This is a genomic window from Streptomyces sp. G-G2, assembly GCF_030063135.1.
Taxonomy (GTDB): domain Bacteria; phylum Actinomycetota; class Actinomycetes; order Streptomycetales; family Streptomycetaceae; genus Streptomyces.
On the sequence record NZ_JASISO010000009.1, the window covers coordinates 79,380 to 94,029 of the forward strand.

Sequence of the window (14,650 nt, forward strand, 5' to 3'; positions counted from 1 at the left end):
GTTCGTCACCAAAGGGTATGAACAGGACAAGCGGTAAGTGCGGTAAGCCACGTTCCGGTTCAGGAATCCATGCTCGAACCTGCGTGATAATGCGTCACTTCGAGCATCTTCCTTCACCTGAACCTGTGAGGGCGCTATGTTGCCGAGTGCATGCCAAAGAGCAGAGTCCGTCGTCCGGACCGCACGAGGAGCTGCCCCATGAGACTCACCCCCCACCTCCTGCCACCGCTCCCACCCCTCCTCCGCCGCACCCGCCCACGCCGGGCGCGCGGCCCTGCCCCGGCCGCCGCGCTGCTGGCCGGGGTGCTCGCCATGGCGGGCCTGGCCGCCGCCGGCCCGGCCGCCTCCCTGGCCGAAGCGGCCCCGGCCGAAGCGGCCCCGGGCGCGGCCTCGGCGTCGGCGTCGGCGGCGGCGTCGACGGCGGGCAACGCCACCGGACTGAGCCAGTCCGGGAACACCTTCACCGTGACCTCGTCCAGTGGCGCCAAGGCCCGGGTCGTGGTCGCACGGTCCGACGTCTTCCGGCTCTGGCTCTCCCCGGACGGCGCCTTCACCAATGACCCGGCGGGCTCCGACCTGGCCCCCACCACCGACTTCGGCCCGGTGAACACCTCCTCCACCGACGCCGGTTCCTATTACAAGATCACTACGGGTGGGCTCTCGATCCGGGTCAACAAGACCCCGCTGCAGTTCTCCGTCTACCGCGCCGACAACTCCACCCTCGTCTGGCAGGAGACCCGGCCCACCAGCTGGACGGGCGGCCAGACCACCCAGTACCTCGCCCGCGGCGCCGACGAGCAGTTCTACGGAACCGGCCTGCGGCTGGGGGAGTGGGCGCTGCGCGGAAAGACCGTACCCGTGGCCGTCGACAACAAGTGGCGCGAGAACAACAACGCCAGCCCGGCGCCCTTCTACATGTCGACCAACAACTACGGGGTCATGCGCAACACCTGGGCCCCCGGCTCCTACGCCTTCGACGCGCCCAGCGCCCTGACCCACAACGAGAACCGCTTCGACGCCTGGTACTTCACCGGCGACTCCCTGAAGGGTGTCCTGGACGCCTACACCGACGTCAGCGGCAAACCGTTCATGGCCCCGATGTGGGGCTTCGAACTCGGCAACGCCGACTGCTTCAACGCCTCCAACCCCGCCTACCAGGGTGACCACGACCGGCTGCGCCACCAGACCACCCCGGACGTGGTGGGCTACGCCACCGACGCCCGCGCCGCCGACATGCCCTCCGGCTGGTTCCTGCCCAACGACGGCTACGGCTGCGGCTACACCGCCCCCCTCAAGTCCACCGTCGACGCGCTGAAGGCCAAGGGCTTCCAGACCGGACTGTGGACCTCCACCGGCCTCGGCTCCATCAAGGACGAGGTCTCCGTCGCCGGGACCCGGGGCGTCAAGACGGACGTGGCCTGGATCGGCGGCGGCTACAAGAGCGCCTTCACCGGGGTCCAGCAGGCCGTGGCCGGCATCGAGAAGAACTCCGACGCCCGCCGCTACGTGTGGACCGTCGACGGCTGGGCGGGCACCCAGCGCAACGCCGTCGTCTGGACCGGGGACACCAACGGCACCTGGGACGACATGCGCTGGCACGTCCCCGCCATCGCGGGCGCGGGCCTGTCCGGCCTGAACTACGCCTCGGGCGACATCGACGGGATCTTCGGCGGCAGTCCCAAGACCTATGTCCGCGACCTCCAGTGGAAGGCCTTCACCCCCGCCTTCATGACCATGTCCGGCTGGGGCGCGACCGGCCCGGCCGCGGGCTACCAGGACAAGCAGCCCTGGCGGTTCGCGGAACCGTACCTCTCCATCAACCGCAAGTACCTCCAGCTCAAGATGCGGCTGATGCCGTACCTGTACACGATGAGCGCCACCGCCCACGACAGCGGCGTCCCGAGCACCCGCGCCATGGTGCTGGACCACCCCGACGACCCGGTGGCCCGCGGCAACCTCACCAGCGGCCAGTTCATGGCCGGTGACTCCTTCCTCGTCGCCCCCGTCGTCTCCGACACCGCCGTCCGGGACGGGATCTACCTGCCCGCGGGCACCTGGACCGACTACTGGACCGGCAAGACGTACGCCGGACCGGGCTGGCTGAACAACTACGCCGCCCCCCTCGACACCCTGCCCCTGTTCGTCAAGGGCGGCGCCATCGTGCCGATGTGGCCCCAGATGAACTACGCCGGGGAGAAGCCGGTCTCCACCCTCACCTACGACATCACCCCGCGCGGCAACTCCTCCTTCTCCCTCTACGAGGACGACGGGATCACCCGGGCGAACGACAGCGGCGCCTTCGCCCGCCAGCAGGTGAACGTGAGCGCCCCCGGCGCCGGTTCGGGAACCGTCACCGTCTCCGTCGGCGCTTCCACCGGCAGCTACACCGGCAAACCCGCCTCCCGGGGCTACGAGTTCAGCCTCCACGTCGCCTCCGCGCCCACCACCGTCACCGCGGACGGCGCGGCCCTCGCCCGGCTCACCTCCAAGAGCGCCTACGACGCGGCGCCGACCGGCTGGTTCTTCGACCCGGCCGACCGCGCGGGTGTCCTGTGGGTCAAGACCGGTACGAAGTCCGGCGCGTTCACCGTCTCCGCCGCCGGTACGTCGCTCCTCGTGGCCGAGCCCGTGCCCGCCTCCGGCACCCCGATAGCGCAGTCCGGCTGGTCCCTGGTCTCCGCCGACAGCCAGGAGACCGGCAGCGAGAACGGCGCCGCCACCAACGCCTTCGACGGCAACCCGGCCACTCTCTGGCACACCGCCTGGTCCTCCGGCACCCCGGCGCCCCTGCCGCACGAGATCCGCATCGACCTCGGCGCCCGCTACGCGGTGGACGGCCTCGGCTACCTGCCCCGCCAGGACGGCGGCAGCAACGGCCGGATCGGCGGCTACGAGGTGTACGTCTCCGACAGCACCACCGACTGGGGCTCCCCGGTGGCCACCGGGACGCTCGCCGACACCGCGGCGGCCAAGACCGTACCGCTGGCCGCCAAGACAGGGCGCTACCTGCGGCTGAGGGCCCTGACCGAGGCCGGTGGCCGGGGGCCCTGGACCAGCGCCGCCGAAGTCACCCTGACCGGGCGGCCGGCCCCGCTGCCCACCGACGCCACCCTCGTCAACGCCGCCTCGTCGACCTGCGTGGACCTGCCGCACAGTGACACGACCCCCGGCGCCGAACCCACCCTGTACACCTGCCACGGCGGGCCCAACCAGCGCTGGACCCTCCAGGCCGACGGCCGGGTCACCGGCCTCGGCGGGGTCTGCTTCGATGCCACGGCCGGCGCTACCGGCGCCGTCACCGTCCGCACCTGCGCCGGGGGCACGCCGGGCCCGGCCCAGACCTGGCAGCAGGGCGCCGACGGCAGCCTTCGCAACGCGGGGCAGTGCCTGACCCCGGTCGGGGCCGCCACCGCCAACGGCACCGCGCTCACCCGCGCCGCCTGCGCGGGAACCCCGGTCCAGCGCTGGGCGTTCACTCCCTGACGGACACCATGGCCGAGGCGGCCGGGGCGGGATCCTCCGTCCCGGCCGCCGCCGTGTCCGCGTCCATGCCCGCGGCCGTTTCCGCTTCCCCGTACGCCGCCGTGTCCGCGGCAGCCCGGAGCACTTCGCGGACCAGGGTGGCCAGATCGGCGGGGGTGGTGCGGTAGTTGCAGATACATGCCCGCAGGACCGTTTCACCCTCGTGCTCCACCGTCGCGAGGAAGGCCCGGCCGCCCCGCTGGACGCGGGCCGCGACGGCGGCGTGGAAGGCATCGCGGTCCCGGCCGCCGGTCAGCTCCGCGCCGAGCCGGAAGCAGACCACCGGCAGCGGCCCGCTCGCGCACACCTCCAGACCGGGTTCGGCCCGCACCGACTCGCGCAGCTGCCGGGCGAGTTCCTGGTAGCGCCGGAGCAGGTCGGCCACGCCGCCCCGGCCCAGCGCGCGCAGCGTGGCCCACAGCTTGAGGGCCCGGGTGCCGGGACGGGTGAGCTCGACGGTGTAGTCGGACATCCACGGCCAGTCCTGGTCCCCGTCCAGGTAGGAGGCGCGGAAGGAGAACGCGCCGCGCAGCCGGTCCGGATCGGTCACCAGCGCGGCCCCGCAGCCCACCGGCACCGACAGGGTCTTGTGCGGATCGACCGTGAGGGAGTCCACCTCCGCGATCCCCCGGTAGTACGGGGCCAGTTCGGGCAGCAGGGCGCCCAGGCCGCCCCAGGCCCCGTCCGCGTGGTGCCACATGCCGCGGCGGTGGCACAGCTCGTTGAGGGGCGCGGGGGTGTCGATGGCCCCGGTCGCGGTCGACCCGAGATGGGAGACCACGCAGAACGGGAGCAGTCCCGCCGCACGGTCGGAGTCCACCGCCGCGCGCAGGGCGTCGAGGTCCATCCGCCGGTCCGCGGTGGTGGGTACGGCGCGCAGCCGCCAGGGCGGCAGACCGATCGTCGCGGCCGCCTTGGCGACCGACAGGTGCGCCTGGTCGCCGTGGTAGGCCACCAGCCGCGCGTGCGCCCTGTCGTAGGCGGCCCCGTCGGTGGCGCCGCGCTGCGCGAGGAACCAGCTCCGGGCGGCGGCCAGGCACAGCAGGTTCGCCATGGACCCCCCGCTGGTCAGCACCCCGCCCGCGGTGTCCGCCAGTCCCGCGAGCGATGCCAGGTCGCGCACCACCCCGTGCTCCAGGTCCATCAGGGCGGCCTCGCCCATCCCGCAGGTCGTGTTCACGGCGCAGGCGAGCAGCTCCGCGATGATCCCGGCGGGGGACGGGGGCGAGTTGATCCAGGCGAAGAACGCCGGATGCCCGTTCCCGGACGGGTAGGGGGCGATGTCCCGCTCGACGAACTCCAGCAGCGCCCCCAGTTCCTGGCCGTCCTGCGGCAGGGATCCCGAGGCCAGGGCCCGTCGGTGGCCGGGCGGCCGGGGGCGGGTGACCGGGCCGTGCGGCAGCGCCTCCAGGTAGTCGGCCACCCACTCGGCCGCGGCGGTGAGTTCGGTGCGGAACGAGGAGGGGAGCGAGGAGGGCGCGGACGCGTGCGGGACGTGGGGCGCGTGGGGCACATGGGGCGCGAGGAGTTCATGGGGCGTGTCGGGTGTGTGGGTCAGGGGCAGGGTCAGGGGCAGGGTGAGCGGCGACGACGGCAAGATCGAGTACCTCCGGGGACCGCTGGGGGGAGCGCAGATTCCTTCCTGCGGTGATCATTACTAGGGGCCGTCGCCCTCGGTGATCAATCCGCGCGCGCCCTGCGCGCGCCCCCTCTCCCGCGCCGTTGACGCGCCCCGCCTGGGCAAAGGCCGGGGGACTGGGCCATTCGGGGACCGTCCGCAATCACCCTCGCGCATGAACGATTCGCCTCACGAGCTCTCCGGCGTCGGCCTCCTCCCGCGACCGCGGCCGCCCCATGGGCACCGGACGGGCCCCCGCCCCGGCATCCGACCCACCCGGTCTCCGGCCGGCTGCCGGGGCCGTCGCGCAAGCCCGTCCGCGCGCCGCACGGGAAGCTGGGCCGCCGGTCCGCTCCCGGCCGAGTTCAGCGGACCGCGCCTGTGCCATTGGTCCAGTCGAGACGGCCAGAGTTGAGCCAGTGGGCCTTCGGATGGTTATCTGTGTCGTATCCATGTACTTACGGCACCGCGCGGCGCCGGACGGCGACGAGGCCGTTCCGGAGCGCGGTGCCTTCGCCGCGCCCACCCACGCCCACCATCCCGGGCCGTCGGCGGGCCGGCGTGCGCACGATCGCGAGGGGGGCGGCGCACCGCCGTGAAGAGAATGTTCGTGGCTCCGGATCCGGGGCGCCTGAGACTGCGCACCTCACTGCGCGCGGTGACCGGGATCGCTCTCGCCGTCATCACCGCCGAACTGTGCGGCCTGTCCCTCACCGCCTCCATCACCGGAGGCCTGACCGCCCTGCTCGCCCTCTTCACCGTCACCGACGCCAGCGTGCGGGCCCAGCGGGGGACGACGGCCCTGCTGCCGGTGGCCGGGTTCCCGGTGCTCGCCCTGGCCACCTCCCTGCACGGGGTTCCGCTCGCCCGGGACGCTGCGTTCCTCGCCGTCGTCTTCTGCGGGGTCTACGCCCGCCGCTGGGGCCCGCGCGGTCACGCCCTCGGCATCTTCGCGTTCATGAGCTTCTTCATCACCCAGTTCCTGCACGCCGTCCCCGCCCAGCTGCCCGAGCTGTACGGCGCCGTGGGTCTGGCGCTGCTCGCCTCCGGCGCGGTGCGCTTCCTGCTGTGGCCCATCGAGCGGCGTACCCCGCCCGCCGCCGTGCCGCCCGGGATGCCCGGCCGCGGCTTCGCCCGGCCCACCACCCGCCAGGCCCTGCAGGCCACGGCCGCCTGCGCGGTCGCCCTGTCCCTGGGCCAGTTCTTCTCCGAGGACCGCTGGTACTGGGCCGTCGGCACCACCTGGTGGATCTTCGTCAACACCACCTCGCGAGGCGAGACCCTGGTCCGCGGCTTCCGCCGGGTCCTCGGCACGGTCGTCGGCATCGTCGTCGGCCTGCTGATCGCGATCCCGCTGCACGGAGCCCCCGCGCCCACCGCCGCGCTGGTCGCCGTCTGCGTCTTCGGGATCTTCTACACCGCCCCCGTCTCCTACAGCTGGATGATGCTGGCCGTCACCGTGATGGCCGGGCTGCTCTACGGGCTCCTCGGTGTCCTGAACCCGGCCCTGCTGGTCCTGCGCCTCGTGGAGACCGGGGTCGGCGCGGTCTGCGCCGCCCTCGCCGTGGTCCTCGTACTCCCCGTCACCACGCACGCCACCAACGACGCCTGGATCCAGCGGGCCCTGCGCTCCGTGCACGCCGCCACCGGGGAGTCCGCCGCCCGCCTCGCGGGTTCGCCCACCGCGGACCCGGCCCCGCACGCGGCCGAACTGGAGCTGCTTCTGGCCCGCGTACGGATGGCCCTCGCACCCCTCGTGCACCCGCTGAGCCCCTTCCGGGCCCGTAAGGACCGCGCCCGCCAGGTCATCGCCCTGCTGGACGACTGCGCCCGCGAGGTACGCGGACTGGTCGCCATCGCGGCCGACCCCTCGGCCTCCCACGACGCCCGGCTCGCCGCCGCCTGCTGGCGCGTGGAAGCCGCGGTCGAGGGGCTCACCGCGCCCATCACGGGCCTCGGCCACGGCGCCGACCGCGGTTCCGCCCCCGCTGCCGCGCCCGCTCCGGCCCTGTCCGAGCCCGCGCTGGCCCATCTGCACGGACTCGAACGGGCACTCGCCGACCTCGCCCACCCGCTGCGCTCCGACCGCCCCTCCCCGCTGGTCGGCGCGGGCTGAGGGTCAGGCCTGGCCGCCCGTCGTGCCCTCGGGCAGCGAGTCGGCGAGGTAGGCCGCCAGGCCGGGCAGGAGCGCGTACGCCGCCCAGCTCGCCGAGGAGCTGGAGGTCTCCGTCCGGAGCCTCTACCGGGACGTCGAGGCACCGCCGGCCGGATGCGCTCGCGGTGCCACCTCGACGCCCCCGGCTGGTACGCCGAGAGTCTCGCGGAGGGAGGGGGCCGCCGCCCGGGCGGCCCTGGCCGAATCCGATCGCGGCGACCGTCGGAGAGCTGGCGCGGCGCTACGGACGTGGCCGGATACCGCCCACTGAGCCTCGTATGCGCGGCAGATCCTAGGCGAAAGGGTGTTCCCCCGCAGGGGCTTCGGGACCTTTCACTCGAACGAGTATTCTGACCGCCGGAGTCGTACGTCGCTGACCTGCGGCCTGTACAACCAGTGATGGCTATTCGCACGTGCATCTGGCATGTACAGGGTGGATCTGTTCGGACAGGGGGTAACCGCACGCAATGGAAATACTGCAGCACCACTCGACGGCCCATCAGGTCTGGGAAGAGGCCCAGGAGTTCATCCGGCTGTTCCACCAGGAGAACCCGGAAGCCGGAGATCCGGCCGCCCGGCTCGACGCGGTACGGACGCAGCTCGCGGAGACCGGAACCTACCGGCACACCCATGACGAGCTGGTGCACGGAGCCCGGGTGGCCTGGCGCAACAGTAACCGGTGCATAGGCCGCCTGTACTGGAACTCGCTGCGCGTGCGCGACCGCAGGGGTCTCGACGGGGCCGACGAGATAGCCGCCGAGTGCTTCGAGCACCTGCGGGACGCGACCAACGGCGGCCGGGTGCGGCCCACCATCACGGTCTTCGCCCCGGACGCTCCGGGGCGCCCGGGCCCGCGCATCTGGAGCGAGCAGCTGATCCGTTACGCCGGATACGGCGACGAGAACTCGATCCCGGTCGGCGACCCGCGCAACGCCCCCCTGACCCGGGCCCTGTGCGGGCTCGGCTGGACCGGCGGCCGCGGCGGCGCCTTCGACCTGCTGCCCCTGGTCGTACAGGGCCGTGACGACAAGCCCCGCTGGTTCGACCTGCCCGCCGACGCGGTGCTGGAGGTGCCGATCGAGCACCCCGACCGCGACCACTGGACGGACTGGGGGCTGCGCTGGCACGCCGTACCGGCGATCTCCAACATGTGTCTGGAGATCGGCGGCATCCACTACCAGGCGGCGCCGTTCAACGGCTGGTACATGGGGACCGAGATAGGCTCCCGCAACCTCGGGGACGAGGACCGCTACAACCTGCTCCCCGCGGTGGCCCGCAGGATGGGACTGGACACCTCCAGCGATCGCTCGCTGTGGAAGGACCGGGCCATGGTCGAGCTGAACCGGGCGGTGCTGGACTCCTTCGACCGGGCCGAGGTCACCATCGCCGACCACCACACCGAGTCCCGGCGCTTCCTGTCCCACATCGACCAGGAGGAGCGCAGAGGGCGGGACGTGGGGGCGGACTGGTCGTGGATCGTGCCCCCGATGTCCGGCTCCGCGACCCCGGTCTTCCACCGCACCTACGAGGACCGCCGGCAGAGCCCCGCGTACGTCCAGCACGCGGGCGCGAAGGAACGCGCCCAGGGGCGCGATTTGGTATAGACCCTTCTGTTACCGTCGGCTCCGGACGGACCGGCGGAGAGGGGCACACCGTGGGAAGTACGGACCGGGGTACCGGGAACGGAACCGGCAGTGGCGGGCAGGATCCGGGCGGGGAGCGGGACCCGCTCCCCGGGGCGCGGGGGGCCGACGGGCGCGGACGGCGCGCGTACATCGGCTCGTTCACCTCGACGGGCGGCCGCGGGATCACCACCGCGGCCGTCGATCCCGCCACGGGCGCGCTGACCCCGGTCGCCGCCACCGACGCGCTCGCCGACCCGTCCTACCTGGCGCTCGGCGCGGACGGCGCGGTGCTCTACGCGGTCAGCGAGACCAAGCGGGGAGCCGTCGGCGCCTTCCGGACCTCCCTCGCGGGCGGGCTCGAACCGCTGGGCGCACCCGTCACCGTGGACGCCTCCGGTCCCACCCACCTCAGCGTGACCGGACGCCACCTGCTCACCGCGAACTACACCTCCGGCAGTGTCAGTACGCTCGCCCTCGCCGCCGACGGCCGCCCCACCGGGCCCGCCTCGGTGCTGCGCCACCGCGGCTCCGGCCCCGACGCGGACCGGCAGGGGGAGCCGCACGCCCACCAGGTGCTGCCCGACCCCAGCGGTCGCTGGGTGCTCAGCGTGGACCTCGGCACCGACGCGGTCCGGGTGTGCTCCCTCGACCCGGCCGACGGCGAGCTGCGGGTGCGTTCCGACATGGCCCTGGTGCCGGGCAACGGGCCCCGCCACCTGGCGTTCCACCCGGACGGCGCGCTGCTGTACGTACTGAACGAGCTGCGGCCCCTGCTGACCGTCTGCCGGTGGGACGCGGCCGCCGGCGCAGCCGAACCGGTCGGCGAGGTTCCGGTCGCATCAGAGGGCGCCTCACGGGCCGTACGGGCCTATCCCTCGGCCCTCGTGGTCTCGCCCGACGGCAGGTTCCTGTGGGCGGCCGTGCGCGGAGCCGACACGATCGCCGTCCTGTCGCTCTCCGAGGGCGGCTCGAAGCCGCAGCTCACCGGCAGTGTCCCGAGCGGCGGCCGGTGGCCGCGCGATCTCGCCCTCGACCCGGCCGGGCGGCGGCTGTACGCCGCCAACGAGCACTCCGGGGACGTCACCTGGTTCGACGTGGACCCGCTGACCGGCATCCCGCGCCGGGGCGGATCGGTCCCGGTCCCCGCCGCCACCTGCGTGGTCTTCGACTGACCCGGTCCGCGACCGCGTCGTACGTACGAGGGCCCGCCGCCGGATCAGATCCGGCGGCGGGCCCTCGTACGTGCTGCTGCGGTCAGTGGACGGGCGTGCTCAGGGTGATGCCCGCGGCCCGGCTGTACTGGGCCACGGCGAGCTTGCCGAGCGCCGGGTAGGCGCCCAGCACCTCGGCGGCGGAGCAGCCCGCCTCCTTGCAGGCGGTGTCGAGCAGCCCGTCGGCGGCCTCGGGGCCGATCAGGTACGGGGCCAGCGCCAGCTGGACGGCGCCGGAGGACTGGCGCAGCTCGTCCGCCACGGCGGCGACCGAGCCCTCCTGGTCCAGGGCGGCGGCCATCACGGGCACCGCGAGGCGCGCGGCCAGCAGCATGCCGGTGATCCCGGCGGCCTGTACGGCCTCCGGGCCTCCGGTGGTGGCCAGGATGATGCCGTCGGCGGCGGTGGTCACGGTGAAGAGCCGGGCGCGGTCGGCGCGGGCCAGGCCCGCCTCGGACAGCCGCACGTGCACGGCCTCGGCCAGCAGCGGGTGGGGTCCGAGGACGTCGGCCAGTTCGACGGCGGCCGAGCAGTCCATGACGGCCTGGCGGATCCGGCGCAGCAGATCACCGTCGGGGCCGACCAGCAGCGGGACCACCACGGCGTCCGGACCGCTCGGCGGCGGTACGTCCTGGCCGGTGGCGCGGGCGAAATCGGCGCGCGCGGCGCGCTGGTTCGCGATCGCGGTCAGTACGCCGGAGAGGCCGGGGAAACCGGCGCCTGCGGTGTCATCGCCGTCGAGGAAGCCGATGTGCCCGTCCAGGCCGGGCAGCTCGGAGCGCCCGATGCTCAGGATCTCCTCCGCGAACCGCCGCGAGGCGTCCGAAGGGGCACCGGGCACGGCGAGTACCAGCGCGGGCGCGCCCTCGGGCGCCACCGCGGGCTCGGGCCGGCGGTGCCGTCCGGTCTGGGGCGGTCGCGGCATTCGTACGGGCAGGCCATTCGCGGGCCCAGTGGGGGAGCTCATGGCGCCGCATGCTACTGGCTTTCCCGGGTGGCCTGTTCGGGCAGGGCCCACTCGGGCGGCATCTGTCCGTATTTATCCGGTGAAGCTTAGATACGATCAACTCACGGACGGCAAGCGCCAGTCCACGGGCTGTGATCCTTGCTGGACCAGGAGGTCGTTCGTCCTGCTGAACGGCTTGGACCCGAAGAACCCGCGGTCGGCGGACATGGGGGAGGGGTGGGCCGCCTCCAGCGCCGGGAGATCGCCCAGCAGCGGCCGCAGGTTGCGGGCGTCCCGCCCCCAGAGCACCGACACCAGCGGCTTGCCGCGCGCCGCCAGCGCCCGGATCGCCTGCTCCGTCACCGCTTCCCAGCCCTTGCCCCGGTGGGCGGCGGGCTTGCGCGGAGCCGTGGTCAGGGCCCGGTTGAGCAACAGCACGCCCTGGCGGGTCCACGGGGTGAGATCGCCGTTCACGGGCCGGGGCAGGCCGAGGTCGCTGTGCAGTTCCCGGAATATGTTGTCGAGGCTGCCCGGAACCGGCCGAACCTCGGGGGCCACCGAGAACGACAGCCCGACCGCGTGCCCCGGGGTGGGATAGGGGTCCTGCCCGACGATGAGCACCTTCACCTCGTCGAAGGGCTGCTGGAAGGCGCGCAGGACGTTCGCCCCGCTCGGCAGGTACGTCCTGCCCGCCGCGATCTCGGCGCGCAGGAAGTCGCCCATCGCGCCGATCTGCTGCGCCACCGGTTCCAGAGCACGGGCCCAGCCCGGCTCGACGATCTCGTTCAAAGGTCGTGCTGCCACGCCGAGTCACTCTAGTTGATTCGGGCTATTGGCCGATCACGGCGGCCCGCACGCACAGTACGTCCGGCAGGTGGGAGGCGAGTTGGCGCCAGGTGTCGCCGTCGTCGGCGCTCGCGTACAGCTCGCCGTTGCGGTTGCCGAAATAGATGCCCGCCGGTTCTCCGTCGTCCGTGCAGAGCGCGTCCCGCAGCACGGTCCCGTAGTGGTCGCCGGAGGGCAGGCCGGCGGTGAGGGGCTCCCAGCTGGCCCCCGCGTCCCGGGTGCGGAACACCCGGCAGCGCCGTTCCGCCGGGACCCGGTCGGAGTCGGCGTTGAGCGGGAAGACGTAGGCGGTGTCCGGGTGGTGGGGGTGCGCGGCCACGGCGAAACCGAAGTCGGAGGGCAGTCCGGCGCCGATGTCCGTCCAGCGCGCGCCCGCGTCGTCGCTGCGGTAGACGCCCCAGTGGTTCTGCAGGTAGAGCCGGTCACGGTCGCCCGGGTCCTGGGCGATCTTGTGGACGCACTGGCCGAACTCCGGATGCGGATCGGGCAGGAAGACGGCCGACACGCCCTCGTTGGACGGGGACCAGCTCGCCCCGCCGTCCTCGGTGCGGAACACCCCGGCGGTGGACACCGCGACGGTTACCGCCTCCGGCCGCTCCGCATCGGTGATCACGGTGTGGACGGCCTCCCCGCCGCCTCCCGGCACCCAGCTCTTGCGGCTCGAATGCTCCCACAGCGGCCGGACCAGGTCGAAGGTCTCGCCCCGGTCCGCCGAGCGGAACAGCGCCGCCGGTTCGGTCCCCGCGTACACCACGTCCGGGGCCTCCGGCCCGGCTGGGTGCAGCTGCCAGACCCGCTCCAGCGAAGCGCCGGTGTCCTGCGGGAACTTGACCGCGGGCGCGGCCGGTTCGTGCCAGGTCTCCCCGAGGTCGTCGGAGCGGAAGACGGACGGCCCCCAGTGCTGGCTGTCCGCGCCGACCAGCAGCCGCGGGACGGGCCCGCGTCGGTCGATGGCCACGGCGTAGACGGCCTGGGCGTTGAAATGGGGATCGTCGAACTCCCATCGGCCCCCGCTTCCCCGGTGGCCGATGAAGAGACCCTTGCGGGTTCCTGCGAGCAGTAGCACGTCGGACATGGCCGACACCTCCCGGACGTCTTCGCCCCTGCGGCATCCTCTTCCGGCCAGTCTGCACCCGCCCACTGACAGTGGCCCGGCGGGCGCTGCGGCGCGCTGACCTGCTGATCGAATCTGATCGATGCGTGGATCAAGCCAGCTGGTTACTTGATCGTACGGGGCCGGAAAGGATTCACTTCGGGCTTCTGCTGCCCTGTGAGAGGCGATCCGTGGCCACCGAGCACCTCCCCCCGCTCGACCTCGCTTTCTGGCGGATCGAATCCGCCTCCCACCCCATGCACCTGGGTGCGCTCGGCGTGTTCGAGGCCGCCGGTCCCGACGCGGCCGCCCGCGCCGCGTCGCTGATCGCCCAGCGGTGCGCGGCCGTGCCCCGGCTGCGCCGCCGGATCCACGACGTGCTGCTTCCGGTGGGGGCGGCCGCCTGGTCGCCCGCCCGGGACTTCGACCCGGCCCGGCACGTGTTCCTCGTCCGGCACGGGCGTACGGACCCGCACCGGGCCGCCGGGCCGCTGATGGCCCGCCCGCTGGAGCGGGGCCTGCCGCCGTGGGAGGCGCACGTGCTCGCCGGGCCGGACCCGGGGACCTTCGCGGTGCTGTTCAAGTTCCACCACGCGCTCTCCGACGGGCTCGGCGTGCTGGCGCTGGCGGCCGGACTGTTCGACGAGGGGGCGGGCGTACGGGGCTCCGCGCGCCCGGCGCCCCCGATCCCCCGCCGGAGCACCGGCCCCGGGTCCTGCTCCGGTTCCGCGGCGGCCCTGCGGCGGCTGCCCGGGATGCTGGCCGCCCGGGTCCAGGACGTGGGCCAGGCGCTGGAGATCGGGGCCGCCGTGGCCCGGTCCGGACTGCCCTTCGGAGTCCCCGACGGGCTGAGCGCCGACAGCGGCCGGACCGACGGGACACGGGCGCTGGCCGGGGTCGCGCTCGACCTGGACGAGGTGAACCTGATCCGCAAGGCAGCCGGGGGCACCGTCAACGACGTACTGATCGCCCTGGTCGCGGGCGCCCTGCGGCGCTGGCTGGCCGGGCGCGGGGAGACGGTGGGCGGCGGACCGGGGCCGCGGGCCCTGATACCCGTCTCGCGCCGCCGCTCCAGGGGCGGCTCCGGCGCGGCGGGCTCCGGGGCGGGCAACCGGCTCTCCGGTTACCTGCTGCGGCTCCCGGTCGCCGAGAGCGAGCCGCTGCGCAGGCTGGACGCCGTACGGGCGGGGATGGACCGGAACAAGGAGGCGGGACCGGCCCGGGGCGCGGGGGCCGTGGCCCTGCTCGCCGACCACGTGCACCCGCTGGGCCACCGGCTGGGCGGGCCGCTGCTGGCCCAGGCCGCGCGGCTGCTCTTCGACATCCTGGTCACCAGCGTTCCGCTGCCCGGGCTGGCCTTCTCGCTGGGCGGCAGTCGGGTCCGCGAGATCTACCCGCTCGCGCCGCTGGCGCGGGGGCACTCCCTGGCCGTGGCGGTCTCCAGCTATCGGGGCACGGTCCACTACGGGCTGGTCGCCGATGCGGCCGCGGTGCCCGACCTGGACGCGCTGGCGCGGGCGCTGCGGACGGAACTCGAAGAACTTGTACGAGAGGTCTCGTAGTACGAGGGATTACGTAGTACGGTGTGTCTCGTACTTGGCCGTCGTGCCCGGCCCAGGCCGGACCGCATCCCG

At 73.6% G+C, this 14,650-nt stretch carries 9 protein-coding genes; 5 read left to right on the forward strand and 4 right to left on the reverse strand.

All coding sequences use genetic code 11. From position 1 onward, the window contains the following. Window positions 1-198 precede the first annotated feature (198 nt). Window positions 199-3,483, forward strand: a complete 3,285-nt coding sequence (locus tag QMF80_RS09965; protein ID WP_283451706.1) for a TIM-barrel domain-containing protein — start codon at window positions 199-201, stop codon at window positions 3,481-3,483. Here the strand turns inward: QMF80_RS09965 and QMF80_RS09970 are convergent. After that, the gene (locus QMF80_RS09970; RefSeq protein WP_283451707.1) at window positions 3,473-5,119 is read right to left on the reverse strand and encodes a pyridoxal phosphate-dependent decarboxylase family protein; all 1,647 of its coding nucleotides are present in this window, start codon (window positions 5,117-5,119) and stop codon (window positions 3,473-3,475) included. The genes QMF80_RS09965 and QMF80_RS09970 overlap by 11 nt on opposite strands. 625 nt (window positions 5,120-5,744) lie before the next feature. Here QMF80_RS09970 and QMF80_RS09975 point away from each other — a divergent pair. The 3 genes from QMF80_RS09975 to QMF80_RS09985 all read left to right on the forward strand — a co-directional run bounded on the left by QMF80_RS09975 (window position 5,745) and on the right by QMF80_RS09985 (window position 10,092). Next, window positions 5,745-7,256 (forward strand): FUSC family protein, encoded by a 1,512-nt coding sequence (locus QMF80_RS09975; protein WP_283451870.1) that lies wholly within the window; start codon window positions 5,745-5,747, stop codon window positions 7,254-7,256. A gap of 506 nt (window positions 7,257-7,762) precedes the next feature. Continuing rightward, the gene (locus QMF80_RS09980) at window positions 7,763-8,899 is read left to right on the forward strand and encodes a nitric oxide synthase oxygenase (RefSeq protein ID WP_283451709.1); all 1,137 of its coding nucleotides are present in this window, start codon (window positions 7,763-7,765) and stop codon (window positions 8,897-8,899) included. Window positions 8,900-9,069: 170 nt separating this feature from the next. Continuing rightward, window positions 9,070-10,092, forward strand: a complete 1,023-nt coding sequence (locus tag QMF80_RS09985) for a lactonase family protein (RefSeq protein ID WP_283451872.1) — start codon at window positions 9,070-9,072, stop codon at window positions 10,090-10,092. An 82-nt stretch (window positions 10,093-10,174) separates the two neighbouring features. On the opposite strand, the gene QMF80_RS09990 is transcribed toward QMF80_RS09985, so the two are convergent. From QMF80_RS09990 to QMF80_RS10000, 3 genes are all read right to left on the reverse strand, one after another. Continuing rightward, window positions 10,175-11,098, reverse strand: coding sequence for a sirohydrochlorin chelatase (locus tag QMF80_RS09990; protein WP_283451710.1), 924 nt, complete (start codon window positions 11,096-11,098; stop codon window positions 10,175-10,177). Window positions 11,099-11,194: 96 nt separating this feature from the next. Beyond that, a complete protein-coding gene (locus QMF80_RS09995) occupies window positions 11,195-11,881 on the reverse strand; it encodes a uracil-DNA glycosylase (protein WP_283451711.1) in 687 nt (228 codons plus the stop codon). A gap of 25 nt (window positions 11,882-11,906) precedes the next feature. Continuing rightward, complete coding sequence (locus QMF80_RS10000) at window positions 11,907-13,064, reverse strand: WD40/YVTN/BNR-like repeat-containing protein (protein WP_502962811.1); 1,158 nt, start codon at window positions 13,062-13,064, stop codon at window positions 11,907-11,909. Between the two features lie 143 nt (window positions 13,065-13,207). Here QMF80_RS10000 and QMF80_RS10005 point away from each other — a divergent pair, with 143 nt between their 5' ends. After that, window positions 13,208-14,578, forward strand: coding sequence for a wax ester/triacylglycerol synthase family O-acyltransferase (locus QMF80_RS10005; RefSeq protein WP_283451713.1), 1,371 nt, complete (start codon window positions 13,208-13,210; stop codon window positions 14,576-14,578). The last annotated feature ends 72 nt before the right edge of the window (window positions 14,579-14,650 follow it).